This is a genomic window from Streptomyces sp. NPDC008092 (assembly GCF_042957285.1).
In the GTDB taxonomy this organism is placed as follows: domain Bacteria; phylum Actinomycetota; class Actinomycetes; order Streptomycetales; family Streptomycetaceae; genus Streptomyces.
In genome coordinates, this window is sequence record NZ_JBIBHY010000006.1 from 608783 (window position 1) to 626312 (window position 17530).

The following is a 17530-nucleotide window of genomic DNA, read 5'->3' on the forward strand; positions in this document are numbered from 1 at the left end:
TCAGAGCAGGGCGGTGGCCTCCGCGCGGGAGAGGCCACCGCCCTCGGCGTACGCGGACTCGTAGGCACGGTCGTCGGCGAGGACGGCACGGACGCGGGCCTCCGCGCGGTCGCGGGCCGTGCGCTCCAGGCCGACCTGGAGGTGGCCGGGCGGCAGCAGGGCGTCGGCGGCGCCCAGGCAGCGGGCGGCGTCCAGGGCGCGCATGCCTCCGTCCAGGCCGGCCAGGGCGACCGCGGCGACGGTCAGGCAGACGGACGGCAGATGCGGGGTGATCGCCTCGCTCAGCGGGTCGGCGGCGAGCCGCAGCGACTTCCGCAGCTTGGCCAGGGCCTCCGCGTACAGGTCGTCGAGGGCGTCCACCCAGGCCTCCTGGGTGAGGATCAGGGCGTCGAAGACGATGAAGTGCGCGATCTTGAACTCGTCGCGCAGCCGCCGCACCTGCTCGCGGGCCTCCGGGACACGGCCGCTGATCAGGAGCCAGGTGACGAGGAAGAGCCGGGCGGCGGGCATCGCCTCGTTGTGCACGCCCTCGCTGTCGGCGATGACCTGGCGCAGCAGCCCCTCCCCGCGCTCGGTGTCCCCCGCCTCGATCAGCACGCCGCCCAGCCGGGCGCTCAGCACGGCGACCTGGGCGCGGGCACCGAGCAGGCCGACCCGTTCGATGGCGGCCTCGTAGTCGGCGGCCGCCGCCCGGTAGTCGCCTCTGCGCTCCCGCGACTCGGCGCGCCCGGAGAAGGCCTCGGCGGTGCCCCAGTCGTCCCCGAGCCGCCGGAAGATCTCCAGTGCCTCGTCGGCGTCCCGGGTGGCGTCGCCCGCCCAGGCGGCACGGTTGGCGAGCAGGTTGGCGCGCATGGCGAGGCTCCCGGCCAGCTCCCACTCGTAGCCGGGCGCCGCACGGCAGGTGCGGACGGCGGCGTCGAGGATCTCGCGCAGCTGGTCCATGCCGCCGGTCAGCATCACGGCGAAGAACCAGAACATGCCCGGCGCCCGGCAGGTCTGCGGCATACCGGGCTGGTAGACCTCGGTGACGGCGCGCAGCTTCGCCTGGGCCTCGGGTGTCTGCCAGACGTCCAGTTCGGTGTCCATGCAGGCCAGATGAGCCAGGTGCACACCGCGCCAGGCCTCGGCGAGGACCTCTCCGGTGTACGGCGGCGGGGTGTCGGTGCAGCGCTGCCACACCGGTTCGGCCCGGCGCAGCGGCGCCGCGAACGGGTCGGGGCCGAGGGCGATGACGTCGGCGCACCAGGTGCGGGTCTCGACGCGCTGGTCGTGCATCTGCCAGTACCAGAACAGGGAGTGCAGCAGGCAGATCGCCTCGTGCTCGTCCCGGGCGGCGATGGCGTGCCGCAGCGCGGTGCGCAGGTTCTCGTACTCCAGCTGGAGCCGGGCGATGGCGGCCCGCTGGCCGGGGCCGCGCAGCAACGGTTCGGTGGTGCGGGCGAGTTCGCGGTAGTACGTCAGGTGGGCGCGCTCGGCGGCGGCGCGTCCGCCGCTCTCGTCGAGGCGCTCGTCGGCGTACTCGGCGACGGTCTCCAGGAGCCGGTAGCGCATCCCGCCGCCCGCGGCCTCGCCCGAAGGGGCCGCCACGACCAGGGACTTGTCGACCAGGGAGCCGAGCGCGCCGAGGGCGGCGGGGCCGCAGACGGCCTCGGCGGCGGCCAGGTCGCAGCCGCCCGCGAACAGGGAGAGGCGGCCGAGGACGTCGCGTTCGCCGGCGTCGAGCAGGTCCCAGGACCAGTCGACGACCGCGCGCAGGGTCTGCTGGCGGGGCAGCACGGTGCGGCTGCCGGAGGTGAGGAGGCGGAAGCGGTCGTCGAGCCGGTCGGCTATCTGGCGCGGGGTGAGCATCCGCAGCCGGGCGGCGGCCAGTTCGATGGCGAGGGGCAGGCCGTCCAGGCGGCGGCAGATCTCGGCGCACGCGGCCGCGGTCTCGTCGTCGGCGCCGACCGTGAAGCCGGGGCGGGCCGCGGCGCCCCGCTCGGCGAGCAGCCGCAGCGCCACCGGCTCGGGCAGCGGCTCCACCGGGCGCAGCAACTCCCCGGGTACGCCGAGGGGTTCGCGGCTGGTGGCGAGGATCGTCAGGTCCGGGCAGCGCTCCAGGAGCCGGGCCGCCAGGTCGGCCGCCGCGTCGACGACGTGCTCGCAGTTGTCGAGGACGAGCACCATCCGGCGCCGGGCGCAGTGCTCGACGAGCCGTTCGACCGGGTCGTCGTGCCGGTCGGTGGCGGCCCGCATGGTCTCGGCGCCGCCGCCGTACAGCACGGCCTGGCGGGCGCCGAGCGCGCTGAGCACGGCCTCGGGGACGTCGGCCGGGTCGTCGACGGGGGCCAGCTCGGCCAGCCAGACGCCGTCCCGGGCGGCGTACCGGACGGTCTCGGCGGCCTCCTGCGACAGCCGGGTCTTGCCGGCCCCGCCGGGCCCGAGCAGGGTGACGAGCCGGGCGGCGGCGAGGTCGCCCCGGATGGCCTCGATGTCGTCCTCGCGCCCGACGAAGGAGGTGAGCCGGGCCCGCAGGTTGCCGGGCCGGGCCGGCGCGTCCGCCGCGGGTGCCGGGTCGAGGAGTTCGCCGTGCAGGGCGCGCAGTTCGGGTCCGGGGTCGGAGCCGAGGCGGTCGGCGAGGAGGTGGCGTACGCCGTCGTAGGCGGCCAGTGCCTCGGCGGTGCGGCCGGTGCGGTGCAGGGCGCGCAGGCGCAGGGCCTGGAGGGGTTCGTCGAGGGGGTGGGCGTCGCACAGGGCGGTCAGCTCGGGCAGCGACTGCTCGGCCTGGCCGAGGGCGAGGGCGGCGGTGTGCCGGGCGCGCAGGGCGTCGAGGCGGCGGACGTCGACGCGGGCCGCCTCGGCGGTGCGGTCGGGCAGGTCGGCCAGGGCCGGGCCGTGCCACAGGGCGAGAGCGTCGTCGAGGACGGTGGCCGCCTTGGCGGGGTCGCCGTCGGCGAGGGCGCGCAGGCCCTCGCCGGTGAGCCGCTCGAAGCGGTGCAGGTCGACGTCGTCGGGGGCGGCGGCGAGCCGGTAGCCGCCGTCGGTGGAGTCGATCGCGTCCGCGCCGAGCGCCCTGCGCAGCCGGCCGACCAGCGCCTGGAGCGCGCCGCCGGCGTCGGCCGGCGGCTCCTCGCCCCACACCTCGTCGACGAGCAGCCCGGCGGGCACCGCGCGGCCGGGCCGCAGCGCCAGCACGGTCAGCAGGGCACGCAGCCGTGCCCCGCCCACGGGGACGGCCGTGCCGTCGGGGCGGAGTGCCTGGGTGGTGCCGAGGATCGCGTAGCGCACGGGGTCCATTGTCCCTGGGGACGTCCGGACACCGCCTGTGGGTTTCAGATGCGGACGAACTCGGAGGAGTCCAGGGTGAGGGTCTGGTCGGCGACGGGAATGGCGATCTGGTCGCCGAACACGCCGGACTCCTCGTGCTGGTACTCGCCGTCCTCGGGGCGGGTCAGCAGGGTCCACCGAGCGGAGAGCACATCGACGATCAGATAGGCCGGGATACCGCGCAGGGCATAGTGGCTCGGCTTCGTGTTGTAGTCGCGGTTCCTGCTCTCCGGTGAGACGACCTCGACCACGAAGGGCAACAGCTCCTCGCTGATGTCGCTCCTGTCCGTCTGGACCAGGTCGACCGGGATCGCCGTGGCATCCGGTTCGGGCTTGTAGCCCTCCCGGGGCGGAACGACGGAGAACTCACTCGTCGCGACCCAGCCCGGCAACCGCTGCTCGATCTGGTTCTCGATGCGCCGCTGTGTCGTCCTGTGCGCGAAGGTGACTGGTACCACGGTGAGCCCGTTCTCCGTCAGCCGGAGGCGCGCGCTGCGCGGGACCTCGATCCGGTCCTGGACCAGTTCGACCCATCCCTCTGCGATCGTCATGAGCACCTCCTCGTTCGACTCGATATCAGCGTAACGACTAACAGGAACCTCCGACCGCCCGCAGGACGTTCTTCACCTGTCACCTGTACGGTCTACCCCGCACGCCACCTCCACCGACGCGCCCCGGGAGCCCCGCGCCATGACCGCCACCACCGCCCGTCCCAGTGACCGGCGGATCAGTCCCGTGTTCGTCGGGATCCTCGCCGTCACCGCGGTCACCGGGTGGGCCACCTGGACCGGGTTCGCCGAGCAGCCCGGCGTCGCCGTGTTCCTGTTCGTGACGGCGGCCTGGATCGTCTCGCTCTGCCTGCACGAGTACGCGCACGCGCGCACCGCCCTGCACGGCGGGGACATCACGGTGGGCGCGAAGGGCTACCTGACCCTGAACCCCCTGAAGTACACGCACGCGCTGCTGAGCATCGTGCTCCCCGTGCTGTTCGTGATCATGGGCGGGATCGGCCTGCCGGGCGGCGCGGTCTTCATCGAGCGCAGCCGGATCCGGGGCCGCTGGCGGCACAGCCTCATCTCCGCCGCCGGTCCGCTGACGAACGTCCTGTTCGCCGCCGTCTGCACCGCCCCCTTCTGGCTCGACGCCCTGGACGGCGTCCCGCGCGACTTCCGTTTCGCGCTCGCCTTCCTCGCCCTGCTCCAGGTCACGGCCGCGATCCTGAACTTCCTGCCGGTGCCGGGGCTGGACGGCTACGGCGTGATCGAGCCCTGGCTGTCGTACAACATCAAGCGCCAGGTGGAGCCGTTCGCCCCGTTCGGCCTGCTCTTCGTGTTCGCGCTGCTGTGGGTGCCGTCGATCAACAGCGCGTTCTTCGACGTGATCGACGCGCTGCTGCGCCACCTGGGCGTCGGAGACCTGGACCAGTACTGCGGCCAGCAGCTCTACCGGTTCTGGCAGGGGTCGAACGAGTTCTGCTCGATCAGCCGGTAGCGGCCGGGATCAGGCCGACAGCGGGAACTCCTCGCCCAGTTCCCGGAACACCGCGGTGTTGAGGGCGAACGCCCGCTTGCACTCGGCGACGACGCGCTGCTTCTCCAGGTCGTCGGCGTCCACCGCGTCCAGCTGTTCGCGGTAACCCCGCTTGAAGGCGGCCGGGTTGGCGATGCCCTCGAAGACGTAGAACCGGACGCCGTCGCCCCTGCGCTCGAAACCCCAGGTCCGCTCGGCCCTGTCGCGGATGATCTGGCCGCCGGAGAGGTCGCCGAGGTAGCGGGTGTAGTGGTGGGCGACGTAGCCGGCGGACCAGCTCTCGGCACACTCCCGCACCCGCGCCGCGTACTCCTCGGTCGCCGGCAGCGCCGTGAGCCCGGCCCGCCACCCGGCGCCGCGCAGGTGTGCCAGGTCCCGCTCCAGCGCGGCCAGCCGGAACAGCTCGGGCCGCACGAACGGCCCGGCCACCGGGTCCGACGCCAGCCGCCCGGCCGCGCCGCCCTCCAGCGCGTCGTACACGAACCACAGCTGCTCGGTGTAGCGGGCGTACGCCTCCACGCCGAGCCGGCCGCCCAGCAGGTCGCTCATGAACGTCGAGGTCTCCGCCTCCACGTGCTGCTCGTGGGACGCGGTGCGGATGAGTGTCGAGAAGGAGTCCATGGGCAACATCCTCTAAGGTAAGGCTTACCTAAGTCAATCCTCTTACCGACGCTTCGTCGGTAAAGTTACCGACACCGTGTCGGCAAAAGCGTACCGGAAAAAGGCCCGCCCTCCGAGGGGAGGACGGGCCGGGCGGCCGAGGGGCGAGGGGGGTAGGGGTTACGGGGGGTACGGGTTACGGCAGGGTCAGGATCTCCGCGCCGGTGTCGGTCACCACCAGGGTGTGCTCGAACTGCGCGGTGCGCCTGCGGTCCTTGGTGACGACGGTCCAGCCGTCGTCCCACATGTCGTACTCGTACGTCCCGAGCGTCAGCATCGGCTCGATCGTGAAGGTCATCCCGGGGTGCATGACGGTCGTCGCCTGCGGACTGTCGTAGTGCGGGACGATCAGCCCGGAGTGGAACGACGAGTTGATGCCGTGGCCGGTGAAGTCGCGGACGACCCCGTAGCCGAAGCGCTTGGCGTACGACTCGATGACCCGGCCGATGATGTTGATCTGCCGCCCGGGCCGGACCGCCTTGATCGCCCGGTCCAGGGACTCCCGGGTCCGCTCCACGAGCAGCCGGCTCTCGTCGTCGACGTCCCCGACCAGGTAGGTGGCGTTGTTGTCGCCGTGCACCCCGCCGATGTACGCGGTCACGTCCAGGTTGACGATGTCACCGTCCTGGAGCACCGTCGAGTCCGGAATGCCGTGGCAGATGACCTCGTTGACGCTGGTGCACAGGGACTTGGGGAAGCCGCGGTAGCCGAGCGTGGACGGGTAGGCCCCGTGGTCGCACATGTACGCGTGCGCCACCTTGTCGAGTTCGTCGGTCGTCACACCCGGCGCGATGATCTTCGCGGCCTCCTCCATCGCCTGCGCGGCGATGCGGCCGGCGATCCGCATCGCCTCGATGGTCTCCGGGGTCTGCACCTCGGGCCCGGTGTACGGGGTCGGGGCGGGTTTGCCGACGTACTCGGGTCGGCGGATGTTTCCGGGTACCGAACGGGTGGGAGAGAGCTCCCCTGGTACGAGCAGCGACTGGCCAGACATGCCAGCGAGTCTAACCAGCGGGCATGCGGGAACATGTGGATGGTGAAAGGAGCCGGTCATGGCCCTGTTCAAGAAGCGGACCGTCGCGAAGGCGGGCGAGTGGTACTACTGCCTGCAGCATCAGAAGGTCGAGGAAGGGCCCGAGTGCCCCGCCAAGGACCGGTTCGGCCCTTACGCCACCCGTGAGGAGGCCGAGCACGCGATGGAGATCGCGCGGGAGCGCAACCTCCAGTGGGAGAACGATCCGCGGTGGCACGACGCGCCGGCCGGGGACTCCTCGGAAGAGGGCTGACCAGGAGGTCAGGGCAGAGCCTCGGTCGCGGCTTCGGCGGTGCGGCGGGCGCGCAGTCGTACGGCGTGTTCGTTCGTCTGCGCGTCGTACGACATCAGGGCGGGGAGACACAGGGCCAGCAGGCCGACCGCGCCGGTGCAGAGCAGGCCGCCCGCGCCGACGGACGCCCGTACCCCGAGCCATCCGGCCATGCCGCCGGAGCGGACCTGGCCGAGGGTGGGGCCCACGGAGTACGACAGCAGTTCGATCCCGGCGAGGCGGCCGCGCAGCTCGTCGGGGATCGTCTGGTTCCACATCGCGCCCCGGAAGATCCCGCTGACCATGTCGCAGCCGCCGGCGACGACGAGGAGGAGCAGGACCAGCCATACGTTCGCGACGGCGCCGGCGGCCGCGATCGCGAGGCCCCACAACGCGGCCGACAGCACCACCATCCGCCCGTGCCGGCGCACCCGTGAGGTCCAGCCGCTGACCAGGCTCACGAGCAGCGACCCGGCCGGGATGGCGGCGTACATCAGCCCGAGCGACCACTCCGCGTCCAACTCGTCGGCCAGGAACGGGAGCACGGCGAGCGGCATCGCCAGGAACATCGCCGCGAGGTCGACGGCGTAGGTGCCGAGGAGTTCCTTGCGGCCCCAGGCGTAACGGGCGCCCTCGGCGATCGAGCGGAGGGTGGGGGCGGCGGCCTCGTGGGAGGCGGGCGACGGGGCGATGGGGAGGATCAGTACGACGGAGACGAGGAACGTGACGAGGTCGGCGCCGTACGCCCAGCCGAGGCCCGCGTACGCCACGACGAGGCCGGCGACGGCGGGGCCCGCGACGCCGCCGACCGTCCAGCGGAAGGAGTTGAGGGCCGCCGCGGCCGGGAGGTCGTCGTGGGCGACGATCCTCGGCAGCAGGGAGTCGAGGGCGGGGCGCTGCACGGACACCAGCGCGGAGGAGAGCGCGGCGACGGCGTACAGCGGCCATACGGCCGGGTGCGGCAGCAGGGCGTTGACCAGCAGCCCGGCGCTGAGCAGCCCCTGAGCGGCCTCGGTCCGGACGATCAGCGCACGCTTGTCGAGGGCGTCGGCGAGGGCGCCGCCGTACAGCCCGAACAGGATGAGCGGCAGCAGCTCGACGGCGCCGACGGCTCCTACGGCGGCCGCGGAACCGGTGAGGTCCTTGATCTGCACCGGGAGGGCGACGAACGTCAGGAAGCTCCCGAAGTTGCTGATCAGCCCGGAGGCCCACAGCCGCCGGAAGTCGACGGAGGCTTTCCAGGGGGCCAGGTCGGGGAAGAGGGTCACGCTGGCCCATGCTGGGCGGCTGAGCCGCCTGCCTCAACCGCTTTTCCTGCCCACCCGCCCACCCGACTCGGTTGATGGGGAGGCGAGGTCCGAGGGAAGGCGCTCAGCGCATCCGGCGGGAACTCTTCGCTCCTCCTCGGTGCTGCCGAAGGCAGTTCGGTCGACCGAGTCGGGTGGGTGGGTGGGAAATCACCAAGGCGTCGGAGGCGGAGCCGTCACCGTTTCCGCGAGGCGGGCGAGGCGGTCGCGGAAGCGGCGGCGGGTTCTCGGGGAGGGGCCGTTCTCCCCCGCCGCCGCGCTGACCAGGTGCTGGACCGTGTCCAGGTCCAGTTCCGCGGCCTCGGGGACGGTGAGGGTCTCGTGGGCCATGGCGGTGAGCGCGTCGTCGGTGGCGGTGGCGAGGGTCAGGACCGTCACGCCGGCACGGCGGGCCGTGTGGACCCGCTCCAGCAGGGGTTCGGTGTCCCCCGGCGCTACCACGAGCAGGGTCTCGCCCCGGCGGGCCGCCTCGATGCGGCCGGGGCCGACCGCGAGGTGTGCCGGGTCGGTGGGGCGGGCGTCGTACCGTACGAGGGTCGGTGCCAGTTCCGGCGTACCGGACCACGCCGCCTCGTCCACCAGGTGGGCGGCGAGATGCCACGGCTCGTACTCCGGCGTGCCGAGCAGGAGCAGTCCGCCGCCGTGGGTCACCACCGAGCCCCGCAGCGCGCCCGCGAATCTCCGGGTCGCGGTCAACCACTCGGTCCCGGCGAGCACTTCACGCAACAACGCGACCCGTACGGCGTCCATGCCCCCGCATACTGCCGCAATCGGACACTCGTGACGTGGAGTTCACCCCGAATTCGCCCGCCCCGGGGAGGAGGCGGCCCATGAGTGACGTAGAAGCAAGCATTCCCTTTCGCGCGGGCAAAGAGGGCTACGCCAGTTTCCGGATCCCGGCGGTGGTGGTCTCCCGGGCGGGCACCGTGCTCGCCTTCTGCGAGGGCAGAGTGAACTCCGCAGCCGACTACGGGCACATCGACGTGGTGCTGAAGAGGTCCGGGGACGGCGGCCGTACCTGGGGACCGCTCCAGGTGGCCGCGAGCAACGGGACCGATCTCGCCGGGAACCCCGCCCCCGTCGTCCTCGACACCGGGCGGATCCTGCTCGTCCACGTCCGCAGCGCCGCCTCCGCCACCGAGGACGCCATCCTGCGCGGGCAGGTGTCCGACGCCGACGGGCGGCGGGTGTGGGTGCAGCACAGCGACGACGACGGGGTGACCTGGTCCGCCCCGGCCGAGATCACCAAGTCCGTGAAGAAGGCCGGGTGGCGGTGGTACGCCACCACGCCCGGGCACGCGATCCAGTTGCGTTCGGGACGGGTCGTCGTGGCCGCCAACCACACCCTCCCGCCGACCGGGACGGACAACGGCACCGAGGGCAGGTACAACAGCGGGCACTGCCTGCTCAGCGACGACCACGGGGCGACCTGGTACCTCGGCTACCTCGACGAGAACACCGACGGGTACATCAACGTCAACGAGACGACCGCCGCCGAACTGCCCGACGGGCGCGTCTACTTCAACACGCGCAACGATTCCCCGGCGCCGGGGAACAGGGCCGACGCCCACTCGGCGGACGGCGGGCGCACCCTCGTGAAGCCCTTCCGGCCGCAGGCCGGGCTCACCGCCCCGGTCTGCGAGGCCAGCGTGCTCCAACTCCGCGATCCCGATGTGCTGCTGTACTCCGGGCCGGGCGATCCGGCGAGCCGTGCCCTGATGACGATCCGCGCCTCCGCCGACGGCGGGACCACCTGGCGGTCCGTGTACACCGCGGACGGGCTGCCCGCCGCCTACTCCGACCTGACCCGGATCGACGCGGCCACCGTAGGGCTCCTGTACGAGACCGGTGACTTCAGCGCGTATTCGACGATCACCTTCCGCCGGGTGCCCGTGAACCGGCTCACCTGACCGGGCCTGACCGGTCCCGGCCGGTCCCGGCCGAGCCTGGCCGGGTGCGGCCACCGGCCCGGACGTAGAGTCGGCCCATGACCTCTACCGACAGTGCACAGCAGCCGGCGGCCGAGAAGGCCCCCGCCAAGGATCCCTGGGACCTGCCCGACGTCTCCGGTCTGGTCGTGGGGGTGCTCGGCGGCACCGGCCCGCAGGGCAAGGGCCTCGCCTACCGGCTGGCCCGGGCCGGCCAGAAGGTGATCATCGGCTCCCGGGCCGCCGAGCGCGCGCAGGCCGCCGCCGACGAGCTCGGGCACGGTGTCGAGGGCGCCGACAACGCCGAGTGCGCGCGCCGCAGCGACCTCGTGATCGTCGCCGTACCGTGGGAAGGGCACGGCAAGACGCTGGAGTCGCTGCGCGGGGAACTGGCCGGCAAGGTGGTCGTGGACTGCGTCAACCCGCTCGGCTTCGACAAGCAGGGCGCCTACGCGCTCAGGCCGGAGGAGGGCAGCGCGGCGCAGCAGGCCGCGGCGCTGCTGCCGGACTCGCGGGTCACGGCCGCCTTCCACCACCTCTCCGCGGTACTGCTCCAGGACCCGGAGATCCAGGAGATCGACACCGACGTGATGGTGCTCGGCGAGGTGCGGGCCGACGTCGAGACCGTGCAGGCCCTGGCCGGGCGGATCCCCGGGATGCGCGGCGTCTTCGCGGGACGGCTGCGCAACGCCCACCAGGTGGAGTCCCTGGTCGCGAACCTGATCTCGGTCAACCGCCGCTACAAGGCACACGCCGGACTCCGCGTCACCGACGTCTGAGCGGATGGGGGACACTGGTGGCTGCCACCGGTGTCCCCCACGTATTCGGAAAGCGACTCCTATGCCCCGGCTCGCCCTCTATGCCCTGACCGTCTGCGTCCTCGCGGTCGTCGCCGCCGTCGTCTCCTTCGTCCAGGGCAGCTGGCCGATCGGCGTGGTCTGGGTGCTGCTGACGGGTCTGTCGTCCAACATGACCTGGTACTACGTGCGGCGCGGCCGTCAGGAGAAGTCGGTCACCGGCTGATCACCGGCCGACCCCCGGCTGCTTCTCCGGGCCCTCCAGGAGGACCCGCCCGCCGATCTCCACCCAGCCGTGCGGCTGCGGTGCGGTCAGGATCTGCGAGCCCCGGCCCTGGGTGATGTTCAGGGCCCGGCCCAGCTGCGCGGTCAGCAGCAGGGCGGCCGCCCCGGTCGCCTCGTCCTCGTCGATGCCGTCGTCGCGGCCGGGGAAGGCGCGGGCCCGGACCCGCCCGGCCGACTCGTCCTCCCATGCCCAGGCGTAGATCCCACCCCAGACTTCGTCCGGGGGCACCCCCATCTCGCTTCGCTCGCCCGGCGGCGGCACCGGCAGCGCGTCCACCTCGGCGGCGGTGCCGTACTGGCGCAGGGTGCGCGGCGGGGCCCACTCCGGGAGCGCCTCGATCCAGCTGAACTCCCCGTCCAGCCGGGCGCCGACCACGCCGGCCGGGGTGACCAGTTCGGGCACGTCCAGCAGCCACGCCGTGCCGACGCAGGGGTGCCCGGCGAACGGCAGGCGCAGGGTGGGGGTGTAGATGTCGATGACCCCGCGCTCGGGATCGTCCACGAACACGGTCTCGCTGAACCCGAGCTTGGCCGCCAGCTCCTGCCGGTCCTCCCGGCCGGGCAGCACGGAGCCGTCCCGGACGACCCCGAGTTCGTTGCCGTACCCGCCGTTCGCCGCGCAGAAGACACGCAGCACGTCGTAATCAGTCACAGCGGCATTGAAGCACTCACGGCGTCACCCCTCGGTACGGCGCCTGCGCATCGCGTACACGACACCCGCGCCCGCGGCCGCGGTGACCGCGGCGGCCGTGCCGAGGGCGGCCGCCGGAAGGGCCGGGCCGGTGGAGGCGAGGGCGCCTCCTGCGCCACCCGTGCCGCCGCTGCCGCCGCTGCCTCCGGTGGTGGAGGCGACGGCACCGCCGCTCGCCGAGCCGGCGGTGTCCGAGGCGGTCGCGGTCGGGGTGCCGGTCGACCCGCCGTCGCCGGAGGGGAGTTGGGCGTCGTCCGTGAGGGCGACGGAGAGGCCGAGCGGGTCGAGTTCGGTGCCCGCCGGGTAGTAGCCGCTGAACGCCTTCGCGCCGGCCTCGGTGAGGGTGGCGGTGACGTCGTCCAGGGTGATGACGTCGTCCGTGGGGGTCAGGTCGGCGGACGCGGCCTTCAGGTCGGCCAGTTCGACGTCCTTCGTGGTGGTGCCGAGGCTCGTGACGTCGGCGGTGAGTTCGCCCTTGCCGTCGTCGAGCGTGGCGCGGAGGTTGCCGAGGGTGAGGTCGAGGCCGTACGTGCCGTTGCTCTCGTGGCCCTTGAAGGTGACCGCGCCGTCGAAGGCGGCGGACAGGGTGCCGGCGTCGGTGTCGTAGTCGCCGGTGGCGTCGCCGAAGGTGAACACGCCGTTGCCGGCGGCCTGGGCCGCGCCGCCCGAGACGGTGATCCCGCCCTGCGCCACGCTGCCGACGACGTAGGTGCGGAAGGACTCCTTCACGCCCCAGGTGAGGGTGCCGTCGGCTATGTCGCCTTCGGCCGGGGTCTCGCCGGAAGAGGATTCGGCAGGGGAGGTGGAGGGGGCCGCGGAGAGGGATGCGGGTGCGCTGGTCGAGGGCGGGGCGGACGAGGACGCGGGCGCGGACGGGGGTGCGGACGGGCCGGTGCTCTGCGACGCCGGTCCGGAGGGCGACGGGGACTGCGCCGTCCTCGGGGCGACCGTGAGCGGGTCGCCGGCGGCGCCCGCGTAGCTCGCGCTGCCGAAGACGTCGGCGGCCTGCTGGGTGAGGGTGGTCGTCATGTCCGTCATCGCGCGGGTGACGGTGACCGTCGCGAGGGGGACGTCGTCCGTGGTGGTGCCGTCCCTGGTCACGTCCGCGGTGATCTCGGCGGCCCCGCTGTCGAACTTCACGTCGGACAGGGTCAGGTCGAAGCCGTGCAGCTGGGAGACGATACGGAGGCTGCCCTGGAAGGCGAGGTCCACGGTGTGCGCGTCGGAGTCGTAACTGCCGGTGCCCTGCGTGAAGGTGAAGGCGCCGTTGCCCGCGGCCTGGGCCGCGCCGCCCGCCGGGGTGAAGGTGCCGGCCGCGTAGGTGGTGACGTAGGTGCGGTACGACTGCTTGATGCCCCAGGTCAACTCGTAGCCGCTGAGCGGGACTTCGGCGGCCGACGCGGTGGTGGCGGCGGTGAGCGCACCGGCTCCGAGGGTGACCGCGACGGCGGCGGCGAGGGCGAGCTTTCTGGTCGTGGTGGCGGGCATGTGGCTCCTTGTGGGTGTTCCGGCGGTGCACCGGTGGTTGCCGGGCGGCCGTCCGGTGGTTCTTCGATGGCCTTGCGGTGTTCTCGCGGTGGTTTTCCGGTGGGGGTCAGTCCTCGTCGGCGGGCGCGGCCGGGCCGGCCGCCGCGCGGGTGCGGCGCCTGCGGACCGCGACCGCGAAGAGCACGGCGGCGGCCGTCAGGGCGCCCGCGGTGAGGACGACGGGCAGGACGGGGGCGCCGCCGCCGTCGGAGGCGGCGGTGCCGCTCGCCAGCGGCCGCGCCGAGGCAGCGGTCGGTGACGGCGACGGTGACGGCGTCGCCGGGTCCGGGTCGTCGGCCGCGCTGCCCAAGTCGGGCAGGGCGGGCAGGGTGGCGCCGGGGGTGAGGGCGACGGCGAGGGAGACCGGGTCCATGGCGGTGCCGGCCCGGTACATCCCGGCGAAGGCCTCGGCGCCGCGGGCGGTGAGCTTCGCCGGGGCCTCGGTGACCTCGGCGAGCCCCTTCTTCGCGGTGAAGTCCTTGGCGTCGAAGGTGACCAGCGGGACCCTGTCGCCGCTGAAGGCGTCGCTGTCGACGTCGGCGTAGAGGGTGCCCGTGCCGTCCTCGACGGCGGCCCGGACCGCGCTCAGCCTCAGGTCGAGGCCGTGCTCGCCGGTGAAGCGGACGGCGCCCGCGAAGCTCGCCGTCAACGCGCCGTTCCTGTACGTCCCTTCACCCTTCGGGAAGCGGAAGAGGGCGCCGCCGTCCTCGGCTCCGCCGGTCAGCGTCCACGTGCCGCGGGCGATGTCACCGGTGACGTACTCGCGGAAGGTGCGGCGCACGCCCCAGTCGACGGCGCCGTCCGCGACGGCGCCGCCCTTGGGAGCGGCTTTCCCGGCGGCCGGCCTGCTCGGGGGCGGGGTGGCGGCCGGTGCCGTGGCCGGCTCGACGTCCGCCGCCAGGCTCACCGGGTCCAGGGCGGTACCGGCCGTGTAGTAGCCGGCGAAGGACCTGGCGCCCTGGGCGGTGAGCGTGGCGGGCACGTTGTTCAGGACGACCGCGGTGCCGGCGCCCTTCATGGCGACGGCGCCGAGGGCGAGGGAGGCGAAGGGCACCTGTGTGGACGTCGTGACCGTCCCGGTGCCCTTCGCCTTGCTGGTGACGTCCAGGTAGAGCGTGCCGGCCGAGCCGGAGATGCGGACGGTGGGGCGGCTGAGGGTGAGGTCCAGCCGGTAGGCGCCGTTCGCTTCCCGGTGGCCGACGAAGTGCACTCCGCCGGCGAAGGACGCGGCGAAGGCGCCGGTGTCGCCGTCGTAGGTGCCGGTTGCCGAGGGGAAGCGGAACTGGCTGCTGCCCACGGTCGCCGCGCCGCCGGCCAGGGAGTAACTGCCCTTCGCGATCGGGCCGGTGACGTAGCTCTGGAAGGACGACTTCACGCCCCAGTCCAGCCGGCCGCCCTGCACGGTACGGCTCGTGGCGTGTGCGGTGGCCGCCGGGAGCAGGGCCCCGAGAACCACCGCGAGCACCACGGTGGCCAGGGCACGAAGGCGCGCGGGCATGGGAGGTCCTCCGGAGACGACGAGTACGACGGACAGCACTGCGGGTACGGCGAGCACGACGGGTGCGGCGGCTGCGACAGCCGGTAGCCAGATAAGGTAAGGCTAACCTAATCTTTGCGCCAGGCCGTCACGTCGGCCACCGGCGACCCGAGAGAAACGGACGGACGACCGTGCGACGCTTGCGCACCCGACCGGCGGGAGCACTGGTCCCGTTGCTCGCCCTCGCCCTCGCCCTGACGGCGACCGCCTGCGGAGGCTCACCGCAGGCCGCGGCCGCGAAGCCGGCGGCCGTCGCCGACCGGGTCGAGCCGCTCGCCGGCACGCCGTCGCCGAAGCTCCCGGTCACCGTCGCGTCCGCCGACGGCCGGCAGGTGACGGTCCGCCAGGCCCGGCGGATCGTGCCGCTCTCCGGCAGCCTCAGCGAGATCGTGTTCACGCTCGGGCTCGGCGACCGGGTCGTCGCCCGGGACATCACCGCGACCTTCCGGCAGGCGGCGAAGCTGCCGGTCGTCACCCGCAACCACGACGTGTCCGCGGAGAGCGTGCTCTCCCTCGAGCCGGACCTGGTGCTCGCCGAGACGACGACCGGGCCCGCGGAGGCGGTGGACCAGATCCGGGAGGCCGGGGTCCCGGTGCTGCTGGTGCGTCCGGCCCGGGGGCTCGACGACGTCGGCCCGCGCATCGCCGCGGTGGCCGGCGCGCTCGGTGTCCCGGCGGCGGGGACGGAGCTGACGCGGCGGACGGAGGACCGTATCGCCGCCGTACGCAAGGGAGTTCCGCACGAGCGGACGAAGCCGCGGGTCGCCTTCCTCTACCTGCGCGGCTCGGCCTCCGTGTACCTGATCGGCGGGAAGGGGTCCGGGGCCACCTCGCTGCTGGAGGCGGCGGGGGCCGTGGACGCCGGGGCCGGGTCCGGGCTGGCGAAGGACTTCACCGCCATCACCGCCGAGGCGCTCGTGAAGGCGGCGCCGGACGCGATCCTCGTCATGACCAAGGGACTCCGGTCGGTCGGCGGCATCGACGGACTCGTGAAGATCCCGGGGGTCGCGCAGACGCCGGCCGGGATGGACCGGCGGGTGGTGTCGGTGGAGGACGGGGTGCTGCTCAACTACGGGCCGCGGACGGACCAGGTGCTGGAGTCCGTGGTGACGCAGTTGTACGGGGCCGGCGCGAAGTGAACGGGGACGGACGGCAGCGGCGGCGGAAGCCGAGCGGTGCGTGGCTGCTCGCGCTGGGGCTGGTGGCGGCGCTGGCCGTGCTGGTGCCGGTGGCGGCGGGGCTCGGCGCGTACCCCATTCCCACCGGGGACGTGCTGCGGTCGGTGCAGCATCGCGCCGGACTCGGCGGTACGGCCCTCGGCCGGGTGCCGGAGTCCGTCCTCTGGAACGTGCGCTTCCCGCGGATCGTGCTGGCGCTGCTCGTCGGGGCGTCGCTGGGGTGCGCCGGGGCGTTGATGCAGGGCGTGTTCGGCAACCCGCTCGCCGAGCCGGGGGTCATCGGCGTCTCCTCCGGAGCGGCGGTGGGGGCGGTCGCGGTGATCGCCCTCGGCCTCGACTTCCTGGGCACCTGGACGGTGTCGGTCTTCGCGTTCGCGGCGGGGCTGGTGACGGTGCTGCTGGTGTACGCGATGTCGCGTTCCGGCGGCCGTACGGAGGTGGTGACGCTGATCCTGACGGGCATCGCGGTGAACGCGTTCGCGGGGGCGCTGATCGGCCTGTTCCTCTTCTTCGCGGACTCGGCGGCGGTCAGCCAGATCACGTTCTGGCAGCTGGGCAGCCTGTCCCAGGCGACCTGGCCGAAGGTGCTGGCCGTACTCCCGTGCGCGGTGCTGGGTCTCGCCCTGGCCCCCTGCCACGCCCGCCGTCTCGACCTCCTCTCCCTCGGCGAACGCCCGGCCCGGCACCTCGGCGTCGACGTCGAACGCCTGCGGCTCACCCTGGTCCTGGTCATCGCCCTGCTCACGGCGGCGGCGGTGAGCGTGTCGGGGATCATCGGCTTCGTGGGCCTGGTCGTCCCGCACGTCCTGCGGATGGCGGCGGGGCCGGGGCACCGCTTCCTCGTCCCGGGAAGCGCGCTCCTGGGAGCGGTGACGCTGCTCGCCGCCGACCTCGCCGCCCGCACGGTGGCCGCCCCGGCGGAACTCCCCCTGGGCGTCCTCACGGCCCTGCTCGGCAGCCCGTTCTTCTTCTGGCTGCTACGGAGGACTCGCCGCCGGCAAGGGGGGTGGGCGTAACGATGCCGGGCGCGGCACCGTGGTGGCCGACCGCGCAGTTCCCCGCGCCCCTGACGGGGCGCACCACCGCCCATCCCGCCGCAACGGCACCGAGCCGGTCCCGCCGTTCACGGTGGCGGTCCGTCGCCGGGCGCGGTGCCGTGGTGGCCGGTCGCGCAGTTCCCCGCGCCCCTGGCGGGGCGCACCGCCACCCGCCCCCATCCCGCCGCAACGGCACCGAGCCGGTCCCGCCGTTCGCGGTGGCGGTCCGTCGCCGGGCGCGGCACCGTCGCGGCCGGTCACGCAGTTCCCCGCGCCCCTGGCGGGGCGTGCCGCCACCCGCCCCCATCCCGCCGCAACGGCACCGAGCCGGTCCCGCCGTTCGCGGTGGCGGTCCGTCGCCGGGCGCGGCACCGTCGCGGCCGGGCACGCAGTTCCCCGCGCCCCCGGCGGGGCGTGCCGCCACCCGCCCCCATCCCGCCGCA

General features: G+C 73.6%; 16 protein-coding genes. 7 read left to right on the plus strand and 9 right to left on the minus strand.

The features are described from left to right. Positions 1 to 3276, minus strand: a complete 3276-nt coding sequence (locus tag ACFZB3_RS22665; protein ID WP_391377667.1) for a BTAD domain-containing putative transcriptional regulator — start codon at positions 3274 to 3276, stop codon at positions 1 to 3. 35 nt (positions 3277 to 3311) lie between these two features. Beyond that, positions 3312 to 3857: a Uma2 family endonuclease gene (locus ACFZB3_RS22670; RefSeq protein WP_391377669.1), complete on the minus strand. Its 546-nt coding sequence runs from the start codon at positions 3855 to 3857 to the stop codon at positions 3312 to 3314. A 139-nt stretch (positions 3858 to 3996) separates the two neighbouring features. Between ACFZB3_RS22670 and ACFZB3_RS22675 the strand changes: the two genes are divergently transcribed. Further along, positions 3997 to 4797, plus strand: a complete 801-nt coding sequence (locus ACFZB3_RS22675) for a site-2 protease family protein (RefSeq protein WP_391377671.1) — start codon at positions 3997 to 3999, stop codon at positions 4795 to 4797. A gap of 9 nt (positions 4798 to 4806) precedes the next feature. Here the strand turns inward: ACFZB3_RS22675 and ACFZB3_RS22680 are convergent, their stop codons facing one another. Together ACFZB3_RS22680 and map are read right to left on the minus strand one after the other, a co-directional pair. After that, entirely contained in the window at positions 4807 to 5457 is a 651-nt protein-coding gene (locus ACFZB3_RS22680; RefSeq protein WP_391377673.1) for a biliverdin-producing heme oxygenase, read from the minus strand. A gap of 175 nt (positions 5458 to 5632) precedes the next feature. After that, entirely contained in the window at positions 5633 to 6490 is an 858-nt protein-coding gene (map, locus tag ACFZB3_RS22685; protein WP_391377675.1) for a type I methionyl aminopeptidase, read from the minus strand. 58 nt (positions 6491 to 6548) lie between these two features. Here map and ACFZB3_RS22690 point away from each other — a divergent pair, with 58 nt between their 5' ends. Further along, positions 6549 to 6782, plus strand: a complete 234-nt coding sequence (locus ACFZB3_RS22690) for a hypothetical protein (RefSeq protein ID WP_391377677.1) — start codon at positions 6549 to 6551, stop codon at positions 6780 to 6782. A gap of 8 nt (positions 6783 to 6790) precedes the next feature. Here ACFZB3_RS22690 and ACFZB3_RS22695 read toward each other — a convergent pair whose 3' ends face one another. Beyond that, positions 6791 to 8068 (minus strand): MFS transporter, encoded by a 1278-nt coding sequence (locus tag ACFZB3_RS22695; RefSeq protein ID WP_391377680.1) that lies wholly within the window; start codon positions 8066 to 8068, stop codon positions 6791 to 6793. Between the two features lie 189 nt (positions 8069 to 8257). After that, positions 8258 to 8857: a hypothetical protein gene (locus tag ACFZB3_RS22700; protein WP_391377682.1), complete on the minus strand. Its 600-nt coding sequence runs from the start codon at positions 8855 to 8857 to the stop codon at positions 8258 to 8260. An 80-nt stretch (positions 8858 to 8937) separates the two neighbouring features. Here ACFZB3_RS22700 and ACFZB3_RS22705 point away from each other — a divergent pair, with 80 nt between their 5' ends. The 3 genes from ACFZB3_RS22705 to ACFZB3_RS22715 all read left to right on the plus strand — a co-directional run bounded on the left by ACFZB3_RS22705 (position 8938) and on the right by ACFZB3_RS22715 (position 11058). Further along, positions 8938 to 10017: an exo-alpha-sialidase gene (locus ACFZB3_RS22705; protein ID WP_391377684.1), complete on the plus strand. Its 1080-nt coding sequence runs from the start codon at positions 8938 to 8940 to the stop codon at positions 10015 to 10017. A gap of 77 nt (positions 10018 to 10094) precedes the next feature. Next, positions 10095 to 10814, plus strand: a complete 720-nt coding sequence (npdG, locus tag ACFZB3_RS22710; RefSeq protein WP_391377686.1) for an NADPH-dependent F420 reductase — start codon at positions 10095 to 10097, stop codon at positions 10812 to 10814. 61 nt (positions 10815 to 10875) lie between these two features. Further along, a complete protein-coding gene (locus tag ACFZB3_RS22715; RefSeq protein WP_391377688.1) occupies positions 10876 to 11058 on the plus strand; it encodes a hypothetical protein in 183 nt (60 codons plus the stop codon). Here the strand turns inward: ACFZB3_RS22715 and ACFZB3_RS22720 are convergent, their stop codons facing one another. The 3 genes from ACFZB3_RS22720 to ACFZB3_RS22730 form a co-directional block, all read right to left on the minus strand. After that, positions 11059 to 11769 carry a PhzF family phenazine biosynthesis protein gene (locus ACFZB3_RS22720; protein WP_391377690.1) on the minus strand — a complete coding sequence of 237 codons (711 nt, stop codon included), beginning with the start codon at positions 11767 to 11769 and terminating at the stop codon, positions 11059 to 11061. It lies immediately after the preceding gene. Positions 11770 to 11793: 24 nt separating this feature from the next. Further along, complete coding sequence (locus ACFZB3_RS22725; RefSeq protein ID WP_391377692.1) at positions 11794 to 13296, minus strand: HtaA domain-containing protein; 1503 nt, start codon at positions 13294 to 13296, stop codon at positions 11794 to 11796. A 106-nt stretch (positions 13297 to 13402) separates the two neighbouring features. Then, positions 13403 to 14833, minus strand: coding sequence for an HtaA domain-containing protein (locus ACFZB3_RS22730; protein ID WP_391377694.1), 1431 nt, complete (start codon positions 14831 to 14833; stop codon positions 13403 to 13405). A gap of 170 nt (positions 14834 to 15003) precedes the next feature. Between ACFZB3_RS22730 and ACFZB3_RS22735 the strand changes: the two genes are divergently transcribed. Further along, positions 15004 to 16011: an ABC transporter substrate-binding protein gene (locus ACFZB3_RS22735; protein ID WP_391377695.1), complete on the plus strand. Its 1008-nt coding sequence runs from the start codon at positions 15004 to 15006 to the stop codon at positions 16009 to 16011. Further along, complete coding sequence (locus ACFZB3_RS22740; protein ID WP_391377697.1) at positions 16008 to 17066, plus strand: iron chelate uptake ABC transporter family permease subunit; 1059 nt, start codon at positions 16008 to 16010, stop codon at positions 17064 to 17066. The genes ACFZB3_RS22735 and ACFZB3_RS22740 overlap by 4 nt, the downstream gene beginning before the upstream one ends. Positions 17067 to 17530: the final 464 nt, after the last annotated feature.

Coding starts and splice junctions, on each gene's coding strand:
- ACFZB3_RS22670 (WP_391377669.1), bottom strand. CDS start 3,857: ATGACGATCGCAGAGGGATGGGTCGAACTGGTCCAGGACCGGATCGAG.
- npdG (WP_391377686.1), top strand. CDS start 10,095: ATGACCTCTACCGACAGTGCACAGCAGCCGGCGGCCGAGAAGGCCCCC.
- ACFZB3_RS22705 (WP_391377684.1), top strand. CDS start 8,938: ATGAGTGACGTAGAAGCAAGCATTCCCTTTCGCGCGGGCAAAGAGGGC.
- map (WP_391377675.1), bottom strand. CDS start 6,490: ATGTCTGGCCAGTCGCTGCTCGTACCAGGGGAGCTCTCTCCCACCCGT.
- ACFZB3_RS22730 (WP_391377694.1), bottom strand. CDS start 14,833: ATGCCCGCGCGCCTTCGTGCCCTGGCCACCGTGGTGCTCGCGGTGGTT.
- ACFZB3_RS22690 (WP_391377677.1), top strand. CDS start 6,549: ATGGCCCTGTTCAAGAAGCGGACCGTCGCGAAGGCGGGCGAGTGGTAC.
- ACFZB3_RS22665 (WP_391377667.1), bottom strand. CDS start 3,276: ATGGACCCCGTGCGCTACGCGATCCTCGGCACCACCCAGGCACTCCGC.
- ACFZB3_RS22680 (WP_391377673.1), bottom strand. CDS start 5,457: ATGGACTCCTTCTCGACACTCATCCGCACCGCGTCCCACGAGCAGCAC.
- ACFZB3_RS22700 (WP_391377682.1), bottom strand. CDS start 8,857: ATGGACGCCGTACGGGTCGCGTTGTTGCGTGAAGTGCTCGCCGGGACC.
- ACFZB3_RS22715 (WP_391377688.1), top strand. CDS start 10,876: ATGCCCCGGCTCGCCCTCTATGCCCTGACCGTCTGCGTCCTCGCGGTC.
- ACFZB3_RS22675 (WP_391377671.1), top strand. CDS start 3,997: ATGACCGCCACCACCGCCCGTCCCAGTGACCGGCGGATCAGTCCCGTG.
- ACFZB3_RS22725 (WP_391377692.1), bottom strand. CDS start 13,296: ATGCCCGCCACCACGACCAGAAAGCTCGCCCTCGCCGCCGCCGTCGCG.